Source organism: Desulfitobacterium sp. (genome assembly GCF_034927245.1).
In the GTDB taxonomy this organism is placed as follows: domain Bacteria; phylum Bacillota; class Desulfitobacteriia; order Desulfitobacteriales; family Desulfitobacteriaceae; genus Desulfitobacterium_A.
The window spans coordinates 1-19541 of record NZ_JAYFQK010000045.1; the positions used below are offsets into that span (position 1 = coordinate 1).

Below are 19541 nucleotides of genomic sequence, written 5' to 3' on the forward strand. Positions count from 1 at the left end.
ATGGGGTATGCGTTATACTGCGCGCACCCTATTGCTCAAAGAAATTTCCAGTTATAACTTGGCTAAATTAAAACTCCACGTTCCATTTAAAAAGGACTCGTGGAGCTAGGAACAAATCATATTATACGAGGAGGAGAAGTAATGTCCGTTGAACAATTCGGTTATAAACAAGAACTTAAGCGTGCTTTAAGTTTTAGGGATTTAGTGATTTATGGAATGATCTTTATGGTGCCCATTGCTCCGTTTGGGGTTTATGGTTACGTTTCGGATGGTGCCAAAGGGATGGTCGCCTTAGCCTATATGATCGGTATGTTTGGCATGATTTTTACTGCATTTAGTTATGCCAGAATGTCTGAGGCGTTTCCTGTCGCCGGTTCGGTCTATGCCTACGCCCAAAGAGGGATTAATGAATATGTTGGTTTTATAGCCGGCTGGTCAATCCTGCTTGATTATATTTTGGTACCCTCATTGCTGTACTTGGTCAGTGCAGCGGCTTTGGGGGCTTTGATCCCTTCAGTCCCTATCTGGGTATGGCTTATCCTCTTTATTGGCATTAATACGATCATTAATATTAGAGGAATTGAATTTACAGCGGGTGCCAACCGAATTATCCTGGTGGCCGAATTTATTGTTCTGGCTATTTTTATTGTCGTTGGTCTTGTCGCTTTGAAAAATGGCATGGGTGCTGGTGGGTTAACCATGAAACCTATCTATGATTCGCAGAATTTCAGTCTGAGCACGGTCATGGGAGCCGTTTCAATTGCTGTGCTTTCTTTCTTGGGCTTTGATGGGATTTCAACGCTTTCGGAGGAGGTCAAAGGCTGCGAAGAAGCCGGCAATAAGTTGGTCGGCAGAGCGACCGTGTCAGCCCTGCTTATTGTAGGATCTCTTTTCATTATCCAAACATGGATTGCCAGTGATCTGGGACGGGGTATGAATTTTGACAATCTTGACATCGCATTCTACCAAATCGCCGGGGCCGCCGGCGGTATTTGGCTGAGAAATCTTACGATTATTGCGACGGCATTTTCCTGGGGGATTGCCAATGCCCTTGCAGCCCAGGCAGCAATTTCTCGGGTGCTTTTCTCGATGGCGCGTGATAAAAAATTACCATTGGTACTGGCCAAAGTGCACCCTAAATACCGGACGCCATATATTAGTACGATTTTCGTCGCTATCATTTCTTTAGGAGTAGGACTTTTCTTCCAAAGTCAGATAGCAAATCTAACGGTACTTGTTAACTTTGGAGCATTGGTATCTTTCTTGCTTCTGCATATCTCCGTAATTAACCACTACATTATCCGTGAAAAATCTAAACACTATTTTAAACACCTGATCATGCCGATTATCGGTTTTGCAGTGATTGCTTATGTTCTCTACGGCATGGATATGGCTGCTATTAAACTCGGCAGCGTGTGGATTGTCATAGGCATTATCTATCTGGCCGTACTCACTTTTGTACTCAAACAAAAACCTACGTCGATTAAACTTTAATAGTAAAAAATGAGGCAAAAGAGTAACCCTCACTTCTAGAGGCTGTTGCAAAACAAACTTTAATAGTTTGTTAGCATCAGCCCTTTTTATTTCTCTAAATTAAAAATAGCGGGTCCCAAAGAACCCGCTACTGGCGTATAATTTACCCTAGACAAATGTCTCAATAACCGCTACAGGCTCAAAATCCTTAAGCTTGCAGACCTCTTTGAAATAAACTAGCAGAATGAATACATCCCGCGGCTCCTCAAATTCATCCACATGCTCAATGTTGATTTGTTTCCCTGCAAAGAATGCTTTCAGATCCAGGTCCTTGTTCTTTTCCTGCCCAATCAGGGCGCTGTATTCATCTACCAGCTTTTGTAATTTGTTTTGATTTTCATTATTGACCTCCACATCTGGAAAGCGGTAATTCGTGGAATTTTCCCCAAAGCAAAACATCTCTTTGAGGGTTGATTCTGCTTCCGCCGCAGCCTCTTCTTCAGGTCTTAACATAATATATTTCTTCGACATTCTACTATCCTTTCCGGAAGCTAAGCCTCCATGATCTGAAATATCCTTGAGCTCTGGTGCACAAAATAAGAATAATCTTTTAGAACGCTCGCTATTACGAGGTGATCAGCGAGCGGCAAGTCGTTCGGCTCTTGCCGAGGGATGGCTTTTCATAAAAAGGCCAAGAACGCCGGCTGCTAATGGAAGAAGAAAAGTAATGGAAACGGCCGGACCCAGACCCCAAATATCACCGATTCGCCCAATAAAGATTACGGCTAGCCCTCCCAAGCCGCCCGCAAATCCCATAACCAGTCCCGAGGCGAGCGCTTTATTGTTGGGAATAGTCTCTTGAGCGGCAACAACAGTGACGGAGAAACTGGAGAGCAAGGAAGCCCCAGCCAAAGCCAGGAAAATCGTACTCAAAGTTCCACTGGTCAGGAGAAACCCGAAGAATAGCGGAGTGGCAAGAAGCAAAGAACCGACAATGAGACGTTTGCGTCCGTAATAATCGGAGATGAATCCCCCGATGACCCCGCCGACTGCTCCCGCAGCGAGCATAATGGTGACAAGGTGACTTGCGGCGATATTTGACAGGTTTTGAAGTTTAAAGTACAGGGGCAGGAGCGTTAGCATCGAGGTGTAAGCTAAGGAACGAATCGCAACAACTCCGATAATTGCTGAAAGTTCACGGGATGATGACTTTAATGAATTTAATACTTCAGACAGAGGGGTAGCATTTCCCTTTAAAAGATTATTCCGCGGGGCGAATAAGAGTAGTAAGATAGCGACCACGACACCGGGAACCACGGTTACAAGCGATGCATGTAAACCATAAGTTTGAAATAAGGGGACTAAAAGCAGTGGACTTAAGGCGAAACCCAAATTGCCGAAAGCAATAAAAGCCGAAAGCAAGACGGCTTTGTGGTCGCCGCTTAGAATGTTGATCATCGTTGAAGCTTGAGGATGAAAGGCGGCCGTACCCAGCCCGGCAAGTGCGGCAAGGGTCACAAGAACAACATAGCTTTCGGTGATTCCGGTAAAGCTTAGCATAATGGCCATCCACAATGTTCCAACATAAACAAGCCACCGTTTGCCTTGGCGGTCTAGATAATAACCAAAGAAAGGCTGTACCAGCGAAGAAGTAATAGTAAATGCAGAAACTAAAATAGCCGCACGTGTCACTGTAAAATTGGGGGAAAGAATAATAAGAAACGGAACTAACTGGGGCAAATAATTACTATATAAGTCATTTAACATATGGGCCAAAGAAAGGACACCAATTTTAGAATACTGGATCCTGGGCTGCTCATTCATCTCGATAATCTCCTCTCAATCCCGGACATAATTATTTTTCTATGTTTTATTTAGATCTTTACTCAACTTTTCATAATGGAACAGGAAAAATTCAAAATTAGCATGGCGAAGATATAAATACCTCAAAAAGTATCAAATGTCAAGATTTTTATTTACAACACAAATAGGGCCGCTGCTTCATGAACGGATTAGTCCGTGAAGCAGCGGCCCCTCTTTTCTACATGAACCGAAGAAATTATAAAGGAATTAAATCAAAAGATCATAGAGTGCCGGGTCTTCATTGATAATCGTATATTGAATTCCTTTTTGCTGCATTCTTTTAATAAGAGGCTGGTAATCTTCTTTGCGATTAAGTTCGATACCGATAAGGATCGGCCCTTTTTCTTTATTATTGGTCTTAGTATATTCAAAACGGGTAATATCATCTTGGGGTCCGAGAACATCGACCACAAGTTCCCTTAAGGCGCCTGGCCGTTGCGGCAGATTGATTAGGAAATAATGTTTGAGACCTTGGTCTAAAAGGGAACGTTCTTTAATTTCCGGGGTTCGCTCAATATCATTATTGCCGCCGCTGATAATACAAACGACATTTTTGCCCTTGATTTTATCGCGGTATGTTTCTAGAGCGGCAACAGGGAGAGCTCCGGCGGGCTCAGCAACAATTGCATTTTCATTGTACATTTCTAAAATTGTTGTGGCTACCTTACCCTCGCTGACGACGATGATGTCATCGATGACTTCTTTACAAATCTCGAAGGTTAGATCGCCGACTTGTTTAACTGCAGTACCATCCACGAATGTATCAACCTTATCCAAAGCGATAACTTTGTTTTGTTTTAGTGCTTCATGCATCGAACATCCGCCTTGGGCTTCCACACCGATGACTTGGGTCGAAGGGCTGAGGTTTTTGAAATAGGTACCTACACCGGACATTAAGCCGCCCCCACCGATACCCCCCAGAACGAAATCAACGGGAGCTTCCATATCGTTAAGGATTTCCATAGCAACCGTACCTTGACCTGCGATCACGTAAGGATCATCGAAGGGGTGAACGAAGTAGAAACCGTCTTTTTTACAGCGTTCTTGTGCTTCCCTAGAGGAATCGTCAAAGGTATCTCCGGTAAGAACGATTTCAATAGCATCCCCGCCAAAGCGTTTGACAGCAGAAATTTTCTGACGCGGCGTGGTTGAGGGCATATAGATTTTTCCGGGAATGCCGAGAGTTTTACAGGAAAAAGCGACACCTTGAGCGTGGTTTCCGGCACTGGCACAGACGATACCTTTGCTTAGTTTGTCATGCGGGGTGCTTTTCATACAATTATACGCTCCTCTGATTTTAAAAGAGCGAACGGTTTGGAGATCTTCTCGCTTTAAAAAGACATTGCACTCATATCTTTCCGAGAGAATATCATTTCTTAGTAAAGGGGTTTTATTAATGACTCCTTTAAGCACCTGCCCTGCTTTAATGATCTCTTCTAGATTGAGTTGACCCATAGTTTCTAACCCCTTCCTCTTTCTCTTCTTTTTGTTAGTACTGATTTTTATATTTTAAAAAGCTATTTAAAGGCAGTTCATGGTAAAAGATATTACTAAAATGATACTCGCACTCCTCGGGATAGTCAACCTAAATTTATATAAATGAACCACGTTTCGGAATCTAATCTAGAACAGATCAGACAAACGCCTCGAAGAAATTTATATGTATGAATAATCCAAAGAGAACAGCAGGAATTGGGATGATGAAAGAAATAGGTATTTAAGAGCAGGTGCGTAACCTTTCCTGAAAGAATATATCCTATATACTGAAATCATTTGCTATATCTTGATTTCTTAAGGCTTAGAGCGGAAGGAAAGACGTTTAATGATTGAAGAGAATCTGAATTCCCGAGGGAAAATGAAACGAATGATAGATACAGGTCAAGCAAAGGAAATCCTTAGAGGGGAGCTTATTATCGAAGACAAGGTTATACAGATGGCTTTAGATTGTGAGCATGTGGGCTTTGAAGAGAAAAAGCATTTTGTGGATACTTTGGGGATTGATGTCGTAACGGTTGCACCGTATGGAGTTATTGAAGATAAGGGGAATGTAGATTTCGATGCTAGTCACTACCTGTTTCCGGATCTGCGAAAATGGGCAACGCAAACGGGACGTTATACTTTTGCCATTTTAGATGGTGCATTTGAACGTGGAATTTATGCTCAGGGGATAGGAACGTTTTTTAGTATGCTCGGGACCTCTCCTGTAGTGCTGCAGGAATGGATTCAAGCGGTCGAAAAGCTGAATCTTGATCTAGTTCAAAGACTGACAGTAGAAGGAGTTGACGGAATCATCCTAGCCGATGATGTGGCTTATGCTGGCGGCTTGATGGTCAACCCAAAAAGTTTAAGAGATTATTTTATCCCCTCCCTTGCACGACAAGTGGAGAAAATTAAATATTACGGGCTTCCTGTTTTTTATCATTCGGATGGAAATTATCAAACGGTGTTAGGAGATATTCTTCAAGCGGGTTTTGACGGACTGCACTGCATTGATCGCAATTCCGGCATGGATATTTCTAAACTGCAACAAGAAGTCGGTGAGCGGATTTGCCTTTGGGGACATCTCGATGTGCACGATTTTGAAGAGGTTGTTCAAGATTGTGAGGTATTAGAGAAAAAGGCCCAATCCATTAAAGAACTGGCCCTCGGACATCGGTTCTTACTGGGGACGAGCAGCGGCTTATTTGAAGGCGTGAATATTAAGGGGTTAAAGGCACTTTATCAAAGGGTGAATTGTTAGCTCGGAAAACTACACAAAACATCTCTGCCCCATTTGAGGCATAAATTACACGAATGAGACATAAATGCCACGTCATTATAGTATTTACTAAACTCTATACGAAGTCAAAACCCCACCAGAAGTAAGTCCCCTTTATGGCATGGATATTGCAATAAATAATCGCAAAATTGTTTATCTATGACGGAGTATTAGATTTGGATACTCCTTAAGATTTGGAGGGGAATCAAGATGGATGGCGGAGCAGCCAGTATTCTCGTTGCCGATGATGATCCTCAAATGCGTAAACTTCTGCGCGTATCCCTGGAGAGGGAAAGCTTTAATGTTGATGAAGCCTTAGATGGTTATGATTGCTTAGCGAAGGTGGATGGAAAGAGATTTGATCTGATTATCCTGGACATTATGATGCCAAAACTCGAAGGCTGGGGCGTCTGCAGGGAAATTCGCCATACCAATAATATTCCGATTATCATTTTATCGGCTCGGGGAGAAGAATTAGATAGGGTTTTAGGATTTGAACTCGGGGCAGATGATTATGTTGTCAAGCCCTTTAGTCCGCGCGAGTTAGTAGCTCGCATTAAAGCACTATTGAGGCGTTCAGGCAAAAATAGTTTAGATCAATTTCTTGTGCTGCCGGGTATGAGTATTGACTTTAACTCCCGCACCGTAACTGTTAATGGTCTTGAGGTTATATTAACCCTAAAGGAATATGATTTACTGGTTTTTTTGGCTTCAAATCCGGGAAAAACTTTTACGCGCCAACAAATACTTGATCAGGTGTGGGGGTTCCATTTTGTCGGTACGACGAGGACTGTGGATACCCATATCAATACACTGCGCGAGAAACTTTACGGAGATCAAAAAAACGCTCAAAATTCGATCACTACCGTGTGGGGTATAGGGTATAAATTTGAGGCAGTGCAATAGATGAAGAGTATCAGTACTAAACTTTGGCTGATCATTATCGGCTTTACTACACTGATCTTAACATTAACCCTTATCATTGGTTTTAGCTTATTCAATAAGTATTATTATCACACGATTACGTCTAATATGATTACCGAAGCAAAGGGTATAAGCGACATATATTACCAAGCTGAAAACGAAGAAGAGTTTAGGAAGGAAGTCGATCGCCTGCGCAATGTCCTTAAGGAAGAAATTATTGTTACCAGTAATTCGATGCTTCTGGCGGGTTGCATTCCCTTTGAACAGGCCTCGAAAGATATGCTGATTTCGGCCGAGGAAAGGGGGCAATTAGTTGAAGGTAAAACCGTGGTCCATAAGGGTTATCACTCAAGATTCGGTAAGCAAATCTTGGCCGTAGTTGTGCCGCTTTTTCGTGATGACCGAATGGTTGGAGCGGTATTCTTATATTCTTCTTTGGCCCTCTTACAAGAAGATATTGATGAGATTCAGAATTTGATCCTTTTCGGGGGGATCATAGCTATAGCCGCGGCAATATGTATTGGCTTCTTTTTATCGAAAAAACTATCCTCACCGCTTATTCGTATGGAGAAGGTCGCTCAGCAGATGGCGAAAGGTAATTATGAAGTTAGCTTGGAAGAAAGGAGTAAGGATGAAATAGGCCGCTTAAGCACAAGCTTGAATCAGTTATCTGCGGCTTTGGTCAAACAGGAGAAACTGCGCCGAGACTTTGTTGCGAATGTTTCACATGAACTTCGTACACCTTTGAGCTTCCTTCAAGGATATTCTGAAATACTTTTAGACGGCGTCGATAATCCGAAAGAGAGTGAAGAATATTTATCTATTATTCTTGAAGAAACGAAGAGATTAAGAAGGTTAGTCGATGATTTGCTCAATTTAACGAGGCTGGATATAGAGCAGAAGATCGTTAATCGATCACCTATAGATTGGGCAAGCGTTGTTCAGAGTGTAATCAACAATTTCAAGCCAACGGCTGAAGAAAAAGGAATCATTTTAAGTTATAAGGTTGCAGATGATTTGCGCCCGGTATGCGGAAACGTTAATCAGCTAAAGCAGGTATTGATCAATCTTCTGGATAATGCTCATCGATTTACTTCTTCAGGGGGTGAAATAGAAGTTTTGCTTAGTCTTAAATCTGACCATGTGACGACTCAAGTTAGAGATACAGGCAAGGGGATTCCCGAAGAAGAGTTACCCATGATTTGGGAACGTTTTTATAAGGTGGATAAGTCACGAGCAGGCAGAAGCGGGACAGGTTTGGGTCTGGCCATTGTCAAAGATATTATCCAGGACCATGGCGGGCAAATCAAGGTTGAGAGTAAGGAAGGAAAAGGAAGCATCTTTATGTTTACGCTGCAGATCTGTCCGGATGCAAAATGTGATGAATATGGTGAATATAGTAAATGTGATAAATGCGATAATTGTGATAAAGTCACTGGTGAAGCCAAATGAAGCTTCTATTTAACATTAAAAATAAACGTATCACGTTGACAACTTTACTCATCATTACTGTGGTTACGTCCGTTTTTTATGTTTCAATGCAAATAACGATGGGAATAGATAGTGGATTAAATCAGGGAATTGACCGCCTGGGAGCGGATATTTTACTCTTACCCAAGGAAATCAGCGCTAACGCCGAGCAGACCCTTTTTACGGGTATGCCCATGAATATTTACATGCCGGCAGATGTTCTTAACCAGGTTCGAAAGTTAGATGGGGTTAAGGAGGCTACTCCTCAGTTTTTTACGCAAACTTTAAATAGCAGCTGCTGTTCTCTGGGAGAATCCTATAGCCTTGTCGGGTTCGAGCAGAACACGGATTTTCTCTTGACACCTTGGATGGATAATACGTCCCGGCAGTCTCTGACTGAGGATGAAGTCATTGTCGGCGGCAATGTACCGGCTTTCTTAGGAGATCAGGTGGTGATTCAAGGTAAGAATTTTAGTGTTGCCGGACAATTACAGCGAACAGGGTCAAGGATGGACAATACAATTTTCTTGCCTCTAGATCGAGCGAGAACTTTAGCCGAGGGGAATGTTTACCTTAAGGATCTCTGGCAGGAATCGAACAAACCGGAGCAACTTATTTCCGCTGTTCTGATAAGGGTGGATAATCCACAAGAGATTCGTGAAGTTGCTAAGAAACTCAACGCAATTCCAGGTGTAAATGTCGTGATGACCTCACAAGTTCTGCAAAACATCAAACAGCAATTGAATTTTATGTCTTATTACCTCATAGGAATCCAATTTTTCTTAGGACTCATTTTTTTAGGGGTTTTGTTATTGTTTAGGAAAGGCATCTATACTATTGCAGCGAGTATAGCGGGGGTTTTGGCAGGGTTCTTGTTAACCGGGATTGCCAAGCGTTTATTGGCGAAGTTCACTATTTACTCTTTTGTATGGGCTGGTTTTGGAAGATCATTGCTGCTGGGCTTGGGCATCATTTCGATATCCTTGTTGGCGAGTTTCTTGGGTATGCTTTATGCTGCTTATAGTTGGACTAAAGGTGAGGGACAACGATGAAATTATTAAAGTTTATATTACCGATTTTACTCGTGACGATTAGTTTGGCAGGTTGTAATAGTACCCCTTCCGAAAAAATAAGCGAAGAAACATATGATGATTTAAATGAAAACCAAGAAATGGTCTCAGATCCCCTCCAAAAGGCGATCTATATTGTGAGTATGAATGCCAATCAAGTCACCGTTATAGATCCTTTAAGCAATACGGCCAAGGGAACGATTCAAGTCGAACAGCGCCCTTTTGATATCGTTCTGGAACCGTCGGGTAAACGTGCCTATATAACAGGCTCTTATTCCAATGATGTTATTGTACTTGATACCACAACGAACAAGATATTAACGAAAATCCCGGTGCAAAATACCCCGTCACATTTAGCCATTTCCCCGGATGGGCGCTATCTCTTTGTCGTAAACTTAGGCTCGGCCAGCGTTTCCATTATTGATACTCAAATAGGATCTGTTATTGAAAACATAAAGGTTGGTTCGACTCCCTATGATATCGTATTAAGCCCTGACGGTCAGACTGCGGTTGTCGCTAATTATGGTGAAAACACTGTCTCCGTTATCGATACGAACAGCCGTAAAGTCATTAATACCATTCCGGCAGGACAGGGTGTGGATGGTTTAGCGTTCAGTAAAGACGGGAAATATCTGTACACTGGAGCTCACGGAGATAATCAGGACTGGACAAAGGTATGGGTTCATGAAATGCCCGGCGGTAAGGTGATTAAGGAAATTACCACAGATAAAATGCCTACATTTTTGAAGTTGACCCCCGATGGACGCTACCTTTGGATTTTGATTCATCAATCAGATAAGGTATGGGTTTTGGATACAACGACGAATACAATTACTAAAGTCTTTGCCGTCGGGAAAAATCCCCAAGGAATGACTTTTAGCAAAGACGGACAACAGGCGTTCATAGCGAATACAGATTCGAATACAGTGTCGGTAGTCGATACTGACAGTTATCAGATACTTGCCACAATCCCCGTAGGCCGCGGCCCAATGGGAGTTTCCGGCAAAGAGTGAAGTCTTAATAACGTTTTAACATCATTAACGGGGCTGTCGCAAAACAGTCCCTTTTTCGTGCGCGCATAATTCTCTTTAATTGTAAAGAAAATCTGACATTTGCCTGAAACTTCTCTTAAACCTGTTTAGTAAAATTTAAATATAGCAGTAAGAGATATTACCGAAATTCGAAGGGAGAACGGAAATGTTTAAACTCAAAAACATAGTTATGTCTGTGGGTTTAGGTGTGCTTAGTTTATCTCTGGTTTTAGGGGCAGGTTATTATAAGGGAAGTTTACATGAAAATGGCGCTCTCAACTTAAGTCTGCCTCAACAAAATACGGCAAAGGTTAAACCGGTTACGGTTGATCTAAGCGGGCAAGGCTTTTTTAAAAAAGTGTTTCAGCCCGGTCTTATCCAAGTGAGTACCCATGGAATTGTAAACAACGGCAAAAAGGATTATACATTACAATTTGAGTTGACGGATGATTCCCTACCCGTAAAATGGAACGTCAAAGACGCAGCTTGGGATGAAGAAAATAATGTTTTGGCTCGCCCCTTAAAACCCGGGGAAAAAATTGGGGTTGAAGTTCTCTTTGATGTCCCCAAGGAATTACAAAGTAACCCTTCTATTTATAAGGCGGAATTAAAAGTTCCCGATTATAACACAAAAGAACAATTAGGTAATGTACCGATTAATATCGTCAACTCAAAAATGAAAAACAATAGCAATAACGATTCGAGCGGTAAGGATTGTTGTGGTAATTAGAACTATTACATTTAAAATGGGGGTATATAAATGTCGGATGGTTCAAATACGAAGAATAGAGTAAGAAGACATTTTTGGTTACGTTTAAGCACTTATATATTAGGAATTTTCTTGTTTTATGCGCCTTTTGCATTATTTACACGGACAATTAAATTTTTTACGAATAATTCTACAGTCAGTGATGTTCATAATCTCTGTTTCCGGATGCCGATTAATTGGATTTTTGATCCTTCGCAGTGGTCTCGCTTTGTGAGCAGTCCGTTTTATATGGGTTTCTTTGTTATCATAGGTATTGCTTTTTTATTTGGGCCTCTTTTTTGTGGTTGGTTATGTTCGGCGGGGGCGATTACGGAATATTTAAGCAGATTAGTCCCGGATCGTTTTAAAATAGATCTTTCCGGAAAAGTAAATCCGATGCCCATCCGGTATGGCTTTTTGGCGGGATACCTTCTCACTCCGTTTTTGGGTGGAAGTATAGGTTGTGCTTTCTGTAACTTTGGGATTTTCCAGAGGTTCATTAGCGCGTTGACCGGTGATTGGCAACAGATAGCCTACTGGAGCACGACCATGATTATCACGACTATGATTTGGTTCTTTATCTTCGGCTTGTTTATGAAGGGCGGCCGTGGCTGGTGCAGCTTTGGCTGTCCTGTGGGAACTCTCCAATCCCTATTTTACGCAATCGGCTCAAAATTTGGCTTTACTCACAAGTTAAAATACGATGGCTCAAAATGCAGTGGCTGCGGTGCTTGCATTAAAGCGTGTTCGATGTGGTCCATTAAAAAAGGAGATCAGGGGAAAGGGATAAGGCTTAATCCGCATACATGCAATACCTGTCTTGATTGTACAGCGGTTTGCCCTCGAGGAGCTTTAAGTTATGGAACCGGTGCTGCGGAGACAGGAAAGCTTTTGCAACTGGATAATATATCGGTTTCTGATACAGGCAAATAATGGAGGGAGATTAATTTGCTTCATATATCAAAGGACAGAATTAACACGATAAGCAACCGAACTATTCAGAATCTCACCGGTGTAACGATAGGGTTGACTACATCCTTAGCTTCTTTCCAGCGTACCGGATGCAGCGGAAATTGCCGATCTTGTCAAAGTTGTACGGCATCGGGAATAATTCTGATGGCAAGTATACTCCTTGTTAAGTATGGAGGAGGTGTGCAAAGAATAAAGAAGAGATTCAATAAAACAGTGGATGAGCCGCACTCGGTTAAAATCGGGAAATAGTTGCACAAAAGTCACAGTTTTGTGTGATTATCGGGGACAGCCCAAGGGTTTGTGGTACTGCAGTTTAAAGCAGGTCGTCTTGAAGGAGATGGCCTGCTTTTTTTATAAAATATGTTACAATAAGGAAATAAGTGTTTAAATAGGGGGATAGCGATGAACTTTCGAAAGCCGCAAATGACGCTTGAAAAAACAATTCTCCTACTGGTTTGTGTCGTGGTCGCGTTATCTTTAATGGTGACGGATCTCTTAATCAGTCAGGAAGTTGCGAATAATACCGAAAAGAGTATTGAAGATCAGGCCGTGAACATTTCCCGGATTGTCGCCCACTCTCCTGTCGTGATTGAAGGGCTGAGCGGAAAACGCGATGAAAAGGAAATTCAAGATTATGCGAATGAAATTGCTCATTTAACGAACGTTAAGTTTATCGTTGTTTTCGATATGAACGGAATTCGTAAATCTCATCCGGATAGCAGCGAATTAGGCAAACCTTTTGTCGGGGGAGATGAAGGACCTGTCCTTCAAGGGCAGGAACATATTTCCACGGCGAAAGGGACCTTGGGGGTGTCCCTCCGTGCGTTTACGCCGGTTTTTACACCCGAGGGTAAACAGGTCGGCGCGGTCGCCGTGGGTGTATTACTTGATACTGTACAGGAAACAGTATCACAAAGCCGGTCAAGGACTTATCTTGGCATGGGTTTTGGACTGTTGGTCGGGATTGTCGGAGCGATTGTCCTCGCTAAAAAGATTAAAAAGATTATGTTTGGGCTGGAGCCGGCGGAGATCGCCAAACGGCTTCAAGAACGAAATGCGATGCTGGAGTCAACCCGGGAAGGGATCCTTGCGGTCGATTCTACGGGGAAAGTGACGCTTGCAAATACCGAAGCTTTGCGGCTGTTTAAGCAAGTAGAGGTTACGGATGTGACGGGTCTGAAGATTGAAGAACATGTCCCCGATATACTGAAAGATGTGTTGACAACAGGTGAGCCCAAGTTAGATTTTGAATATAATCTCCGGGGAGTCAACTTAGTGGCCAATACTGTGCCCATCAAAGTGAAGGATCAAATTGTGGGTGCCATTTCGACGTTTCGGGACAAGACGGAAATGAAGCAGCTCGTTGAAGAATTATCGGGGGCTAAAGTCTATGCCGAAGCTTTACGGGCTCAAACGCATGAGTTTAAAAACAAAATTCAGGTTATTTTAGGGATGATTCACATGCAATATTATGATCAATTGGCTCGTTATGTCAGCGAAATCGCCAATCGGTATCAGGCGGAAGTCGGATTAACCGTGAGGAATATTAAAGAGCCCGTGCTGGCCGGATTTATTTTGGGTAAATTAAGCTATGCGCGGGAGATGGGCTGCGAATTAGAATTGGCCGAGGAGTGCTTTATACCGCAACCGGCAGATCCGGAGATTGTCCATGACTTAGTCGCAATTATCGGCAACCTGATCGATAATGCTTTGGAAGCGGTCGCCCAGGGAGAAAATAAACGGGTTGCCTTAAACCTTGTGTATGAAGAGGGGGAACTCTTAATCGAAGTCACGGATCATGGACCCGGTATTCCGGAAGAGATACGCGAACAAATCTTTATGAAGGGGTATTCGACGAAAGCCAATAATCGAGGGTTTGGGCTTTTCTTGGTTAAAAGACGTTTGGAACAAAGAAAGGGACAAATGGAAGTCTACACGAAAGAGGGCCAAGGAACAATATTCAGAGTCTATTTGCCGTTTGAAGCGAAGGAGGGTAAGCATGACTAAAGTCCTGATTGTCGAAGATGATCCTATGGTAGCGGAATTCAATAAACGTTACCTTGAGCAAGTCGGAGGTTTTTCCTTAGAAGCGATTGCGTCTTCGATGGATGAAGCGCTTAAGCTTTTGGAACAAAAAGAAATTGATTTGATTTTATTAGACATTTTCATGCCGGGTCAGGGTGGACTTGAACTTCTTGCCCAAATTCGGCAAAAGGGAAAAAGCGTAGATGTGATCGTCGTTTCGGCTGCCTCCGATAGGTCCAGCATCAAGAAGGCTTTACAATATGGTGCCGTGGATTATCTCATTAAACCTTTTGAATTTAATCGCTTTCGAGAAGCTTTAGTGGCTTACCGGGAACGGGCCTCCTTAATGCAAGATCAAGAAAAACTCAGTCAGGTGGATCTGGATAAACAAATTTTCCATAAGAATTCGTTAACCCAACCGGGAGAACTACCCAAGGGCTTGACTCGGGATACGCTCAAGCTGGTCTGGGATAACATCCGGGAGACCCAAGGGGATCCCTTTTCTACGGAAGAGATTGCTCAAGTTGTCGGAATTTCACGCGTTTCCATTCGTAAATATCTCAGCTTTTTAGATCAAATCGGAGTCTTGCAAACAGAGATTATTTATGGGGCAGTGGGACGCCCTGTCTATAAACACCGTTATATTCCTTCAAAGAACAATATCATCAGCAGCTATCTTAAATCTGCGAAAAATTGATAAGAAAAGGCCTTTTTACTTATTTTAATTACAAAACTATTTACAAAGTTTAATAATATATGAGAAGTTTCTGAAAAATTGTAATATAGGCACAAGACAGATTTAGGAGGTGCCTATATGGCTACAGTAGAAACCGTCAACAACTCTCCCAATGTTTCAGGTTTTTGGTCTACGGTTGGCAACATTAAAATTGGAGTCATTCCCTTACCTCTTTATGCGATCTTAGCTGCCGTGATTTTTACCGCTTCTTTCTATGACAAACTTCCTGCAGATATGGTCGGCGGATTCGCAACGATTATGATTTTGGGTATGTTTCTTGGTGAAGTCGGGGCAAGAATTCCGATTTTAAAGAACATCGGGGGTCCGGCAATTCTCGCAATTTTTGTTCCGTCTACTCTCGTTTTTCTTAATTTATTAAATCCGGCTATGTTGAAATCCATTACCGCAATTATGAAAACGGATAATTTCCTCTACTTGTATATCTCATCTTTGGTCGTTGGCAGTATCCTCGGGATGAATCGGAAAGTTTTGATCCAAGGTTTTTTACGGATGTTTGTTCCTTTAATCGTGGGAACGATCGCATCGATTGTCGTCGGTTCCTTGGTTGGAACACTCTTTGGGTTCAGTATAAAACACACATTCTTTTACATTGTAGTTCCAATTATCGGTGGCGGGATTGGCGAAGGTGTTCTCCCACTTTCATTGGCTTATTCGGAAATTCTTAAAGTCGATCAATCGGCCCTGATTCCTCAGCTTACTACGGCAGCCGTACTTGGGAATGTCGTGGCAATTGTTACTGCCGGTTTCTTAAAACGATTAGGAGAAAAGAAACAACATCTTACCGGAAATGGGATGTTGGTTAAAGGCGGTAAGGATGAGGAGCTGCTCAAAGAGAGCACTACGATTGATAAACCAATTGAATTCCCACTCATGGGAGCCGGCCTTCTTCTGGCTGTAAGTTTCTATATCTTCGGAAGTGTAGCCAATATGGCCATTGCCATCCCAGGTGCAATTTTGATGATTTTTGCGGCGGCGATTGTTAAAGCTCTCAAAATTATGCCTCCTAAAATGGAGCAAGGGGCTTACCATTGGTACAAATTTGTATCTAACAACTTAACGTTCCCTCTTATGGTTGGTATTGGTGTTTTATATACCCCTTTAAGTGATGTCGTAAAGCTTATTAACCCGGCTTATTTGGTCATCGTCATTTGTACGGTTCTCGCGATGGTCAGCTCCGGTTTCTTCGTAGGTAAACTCTTAAAAATGTACCCGATCGAATCGGCTCTCGTTACAGCCTGTCACAGCGGCTTAGGCGGAACAGGGGACGTTGCCATTCTCTCTTCGGCGAATCGGATTGAACTCATGCCGTTTGCTCAAATCTCCACCCGGATCGGCGGAGCTTCGATGATTGTAATTGCTACCATCTTAATGCGAATGTTCGGTAACTAACTTTTAGCAAAAATAAGTATAAAATAGGGGTGATCATGTATGTCGCAACGTGAAGATGCATTAAAACTTCATGAAGATAATAAGGGGAAAATTGCGGTCGTCAGCAAAGTTCCCGTCCGTAATGGAGAAGACCTAAGCTTGGCTTATTCTCCGGGAGTTGCTGAACCGTGTAAAGAGATTGCTCAAGATCCGAGTCTGGTGAATCGCTATACCAATCGCCCTAATCTTGTTGCCGTGGTTTCAACAGGTTCGGCAGTCTTGGGATTAGGCAATATTGGAGCTCGGGCAGCCATGCCGGTTATGGAAGGGAAGGGAATTCTCTTCAAAACGTTCGGAGCGGTCGACGCTTTCCCGATCTGTGTTGACACCCAAGACAGCGATAAGGTCGTTGAACTCGTAAAATTGCTTGAGCCTACCTTTGGCGGAATTAACTTAGAAGATATTAAAGCGCCGGAGTGCTTCTATATTGAAGAAAAATTAAAAGAAATCTACGACGGTCCGGTATTCCATGATGATCAGCATGGAACGGCTGTGATCACGATGGCAGGACTTATCAATGCCTTAAAAGTTGTCAATAAAAAGCTGAACGAAGTCAAGATTGTTGTCAACGGAGCAGGCGCAGCAGGGATGGCGATTGTGAAGATCCTGATGAGTGCAGGTCTTCGGAATGTGATCATGTGCGATACGAAAGGGACGATCTACGAAGGACGTTCTGAAGGGATGAATAAGTACAAAGAGGCGATTGCTAAGAAGACGAACCGTGAGTTTCTCCAAGGAACACTGGCCGATGCTTTAAAAGGAGCCGATGTCTTTGTGGGTGTATCGGTTGCCGGTGCGGTCACTCCGGAAATGGTTCAATCGATGGCCAAGGATCCCATTATATTTGCTCAAGCCAATCCGGTTCCCGAGATTTTGCCGGAGGCGGCTAAAGCGGCAGGGGCTGTAGTTGTCGGTACGGGACGATCCGATTATCCGAATCAGGTCAATAATGTCCTAGCTTTCCCGGGAATTTTCCGAGGGGCTATTGATACAAGGGCGAAAGCCATCACGGAAGAAATGAAAGTAGCAGCGGCCTATGCCATTGCGAATATCGTCAGTGCAGAGGAGCTAAATCCAGACTATGTTCTGCCGAAAGCCTTTGATTTAAGAGTGGGGCCGGCTGTGGCGGCGGCTGTTGCCCAAGCAGCCATGGATTCGGGTGTAGCCACTCAAACTGTAGATCCGCACGACGTTGCGGAAAATCTGCGTAAGTTTTATGAGGGTAAATAATAAGACACTGTCGTGAAAATACCTTATCAGGGGTTGTTGCAAAACGGCCCCTTTTGCGTGCGCACTATGCAAAAGAAATGTAACTCTTGTAATCTCTGACTACTTGGTGGATAATGAATATTAGAACGATTTTAAAGAAGGTGAATTAATGGCAAATGGCTTAGACGAGCTGGTCCAGGCGGTGATTAAGGGAAAGAATAAGGACGCAGTTACTTATGCTGAAAGCTTACTTGCTTCCGGAGTTGACGTATATGACATCGTGGAGAAAGGATTATCACCGGCTTTAAAAGCATTGGATGTTAAATGCACCTCCGAAGAATTTAATCTATTAGAGATTATGTTAGCGGGAAGAGCGATGATGGACGTCATGGATAAAGTTGTGGCCAATCATCTCGGAAACGCAAAGCTTGAGCAAAAAGGTACAATTATCCTGGGAACGATCAAAGGAGATATTCATGAATTAGGAAAACATGTCGTTCGGATTATTTTTCGCTGTGCCGGGTATAAGGTGATCGATTTAGGAAAAGATGTTGAGCCGGAACAGTTTGCCCAAAGGGCTAAAGAAGAGAAAGCAGAGTATATATTTGTTTCCTCGCTGATTAGTGTGGTTGTACCGCATGTAAAAGAGGTTAAAGCTTGTCTGCAACGGTGCAATTTGAGAATTCCGGTGGTCGCCGGTGGCGCTACTTTGCAACAATTATCAGCTGAGGAATTAAATGTCGATTACGTGGCCAAGAATGTTTTTGACGGATTGCATTATGTACAGCGTAATGAGGTGAAAGCATGAGACCATTGGAAAGAGTCCGAGCAGCCCTGAATTTTACGGAGACCGACACTATCCCTGTGTTTTTAGAATGCAGCGGTTTTGTCGCCGTATCAAGAGGCATCTCTTTAATGAAGTATTTACATGATGTAGATACGCTGGTCGAGACATGTTTAACGGGGATCAAGGAATTCAAAGCAGATGTTATTAGTATTTTCCTGGATTCATGTGTCGAAGCCGAAGCTTTAGGTTCGAAGGTTATTTATTCCGACTTTGAATATCCTACGATTTCTTCACCTTTGATTAAGGATTGGCGGGAGATTAACCAATTATCGGTTCCAGATCCATGGACAGCGGGGCGAATGCCGTTTTTGCTGCAGGCAGCCGAGCGGATCATGGCTCAGGATAAAGGGGAGCATTTCGTAGCGGGGCAAGTATTAGGCCCGGTAACGATTGCCACCCAAATATTTGGAATCGAGAATCTGCTTTATTTAATCGCCGACGATCCGGATGGCTTATTAGAGCTGTTGAAGTTTACCTCTCAAGTTACGGAGCATTATGTCGAATCTTTATTGAGCATAGGTGTGGATGGGGTTATCCTTCATGATCCTTCAGCTTCACCTGAGGTTGTATCTAATCCTATATTTATGAGTTTAATTGCGCCCCTGCTTAAGTCATTGATTCAAAGAATTCAGGATAAAAAGAGAGCACTTCTCTGGTTGCAGATTACGGGAAATACATCTGCGGTTTTGCCGTTAATAGCAGAAATGGATGTTCAGCTGGTCACTGTGGATTCGCCGGTTAATCTTCAATCCGCATCAGAAATTCTTGCGGAGAAGGTCATTGTCGGCAATGCCAATCCCTTGCTTTTTCGTCAGGCAACTCAGGAGGAATTTGTCGGGGCTTTGCAGAAGATGATTAATCAAAGTCGACCGAGGGGATATATTTTAGGAACCGGATGTGAAATTCCCCTTGATGCCGGCAAGGAAAATGTAAAGCTTTTCTTTAAGTATGCCGGGAGGGAATAGC

18 protein-coding genes are annotated in these 19541 nt (G+C 42.9%); 15 read left to right on the forward strand and 3 right to left on the reverse strand.

The window, feature by feature from the left end; all coding sequences use genetic code 11:
• The first annotated feature begins 141 nt into the window (after nucleotides 1-141).
• On the forward strand, nucleotides 142-1494 hold the full coding sequence (locus tag VB077_RS11330) for an APC family permease (protein WP_323415353.1): 1353 nt from the start codon (nucleotides 142-144) through the stop codon (nucleotides 1492-1494).
• Between the two features lie 147 nt (nucleotides 1495-1641).
• Here the strand turns inward: VB077_RS11330 and VB077_RS11335 are convergent, their stop codons facing one another.
• From VB077_RS11335 to ilvA, 3 genes are all read right to left on the reverse strand, one after another.
• Nucleotides 1642-2004 carry a hypothetical protein gene (locus VB077_RS11335; RefSeq protein WP_323415354.1) on the reverse strand — a complete coding sequence of 121 codons (363 nt, stop codon included), beginning with the start codon at nucleotides 2002-2004 and terminating at the stop codon, nucleotides 1642-1644.
• 105 nt (nucleotides 2005-2109) lie between these two features.
• Complete coding sequence (locus VB077_RS11340; RefSeq protein ID WP_323415355.1) at nucleotides 2110-3297, reverse strand: MFS transporter; 1188 nt, start codon at nucleotides 3295-3297, stop codon at nucleotides 2110-2112.
• A 246-nt stretch (nucleotides 3298-3543) separates the two neighbouring features.
• Nucleotides 3544-4791 carry a threonine ammonia-lyase IlvA gene (gene ilvA, locus VB077_RS11345; protein ID WP_323415356.1) on the reverse strand — a complete coding sequence of 416 codons (1248 nt, stop codon included), beginning with the start codon at nucleotides 4789-4791 and terminating at the stop codon, nucleotides 3544-3546.
• A 367-nt stretch (nucleotides 4792-5158) separates the two neighbouring features.
• Between ilvA and VB077_RS11350 the strand changes: the two genes are divergently transcribed.
• From VB077_RS11350 to VB077_RS11415, 14 genes are all read left to right on the forward strand, one after another.
• Nucleotides 5159-6076 (forward strand): uroporphyrinogen decarboxylase family protein, encoded by a 918-nt coding sequence (locus tag VB077_RS11350; RefSeq protein ID WP_323415357.1) that lies wholly within the window; start codon nucleotides 5159-5161, stop codon nucleotides 6074-6076.
• A gap of 228 nt (nucleotides 6077-6304) precedes the next feature.
• Nucleotides 6305-7000 (forward strand): response regulator transcription factor, encoded by a 696-nt coding sequence (locus VB077_RS11355; protein WP_323415358.1) that lies wholly within the window; start codon nucleotides 6305-6307, stop codon nucleotides 6998-7000.
• Nucleotides 7001-8470, forward strand: coding sequence for a sensor histidine kinase (locus tag VB077_RS11360; protein ID WP_323415359.1), 1470 nt, complete (start codon nucleotides 7001-7003; stop codon nucleotides 8468-8470).
• Nucleotides 8467-9540, forward strand: a complete 1074-nt coding sequence (locus VB077_RS11365) for an ABC transporter permease (RefSeq protein WP_323415360.1) — start codon at nucleotides 8467-8469, stop codon at nucleotides 9538-9540. The genes VB077_RS11360 and VB077_RS11365 overlap by 4 nt, the downstream gene beginning before the upstream one ends.
• The gene (locus VB077_RS11370; protein WP_323415361.1) at nucleotides 9537-10571 is read left to right on the forward strand and encodes a cytochrome D1 domain-containing protein; all 1035 of its coding nucleotides are present in this window, start codon (nucleotides 9537-9539) and stop codon (nucleotides 10569-10571) included. The genes VB077_RS11365 and VB077_RS11370 overlap by 4 nt, the downstream gene beginning before the upstream one ends.
• A gap of 184 nt (nucleotides 10572-10755) precedes the next feature.
• Entirely contained in the window at nucleotides 10756-11319 is a 564-nt protein-coding gene (locus tag VB077_RS11375; protein ID WP_323415362.1) for a hypothetical protein, read from the forward strand.
• Nucleotides 11320-11349: 30 nt separating this feature from the next.
• Entirely contained in the window at nucleotides 11350-12270 is a 921-nt protein-coding gene (locus VB077_RS11380) for a 4Fe-4S binding protein (protein WP_323415363.1), read from the forward strand.
• 15 nt (nucleotides 12271-12285) lie between these two features.
• On the forward strand, nucleotides 12286-12558 hold the full coding sequence (locus VB077_RS11385; RefSeq protein WP_323415364.1) for a hypothetical protein: 273 nt from the start codon (nucleotides 12286-12288) through the stop codon (nucleotides 12556-12558).
• A gap of 153 nt (nucleotides 12559-12711) precedes the next feature.
• Nucleotides 12712-14316, forward strand: a complete 1605-nt coding sequence (dcuS, locus tag VB077_RS11390) for a DcuS/MalK family sensor histidine kinase (RefSeq protein ID WP_323415365.1) — start codon at nucleotides 12712-12714, stop codon at nucleotides 14314-14316.
• Entirely contained in the window at nucleotides 14309-15031 is a 723-nt protein-coding gene (locus VB077_RS11395) for a response regulator (protein WP_323415366.1), read from the forward strand. The genes dcuS and VB077_RS11395 overlap by 8 nt, the downstream gene beginning before the upstream one ends.
• A 117-nt stretch (nucleotides 15032-15148) precedes the next feature.
• Complete coding sequence (locus VB077_RS11400; RefSeq protein WP_323415367.1) at nucleotides 15149-16480, forward strand: 2-hydroxycarboxylate transporter family protein; 1332 nt, start codon at nucleotides 15149-15151, stop codon at nucleotides 16478-16480.
• Nucleotides 16481-16519: 39 nt separating this feature from the next.
• Nucleotides 16520-17749, forward strand: a complete 1230-nt coding sequence (locus tag VB077_RS11405) for an NAD(P)-dependent malic enzyme (protein WP_323415368.1) — start codon at nucleotides 16520-16522, stop codon at nucleotides 17747-17749.
• Between the two features lie 148 nt (nucleotides 17750-17897).
• Nucleotides 17898-18536 carry a cobalamin B12-binding domain-containing protein gene (locus tag VB077_RS11410; RefSeq protein WP_323415369.1) on the forward strand — a complete coding sequence of 213 codons (639 nt, stop codon included), beginning with the start codon at nucleotides 17898-17900 and terminating at the stop codon, nucleotides 18534-18536.
• On the forward strand, nucleotides 18533-19540 hold the full coding sequence (locus tag VB077_RS11415; RefSeq protein WP_323415370.1) for a uroporphyrinogen decarboxylase family protein: 1008 nt from the start codon (nucleotides 18533-18535) through the stop codon (nucleotides 19538-19540). The genes VB077_RS11410 and VB077_RS11415 overlap by 4 nt, the downstream gene beginning before the upstream one ends.
• The last annotated feature ends 1 nt before the right edge of the window (nucleotide 19541 follow it).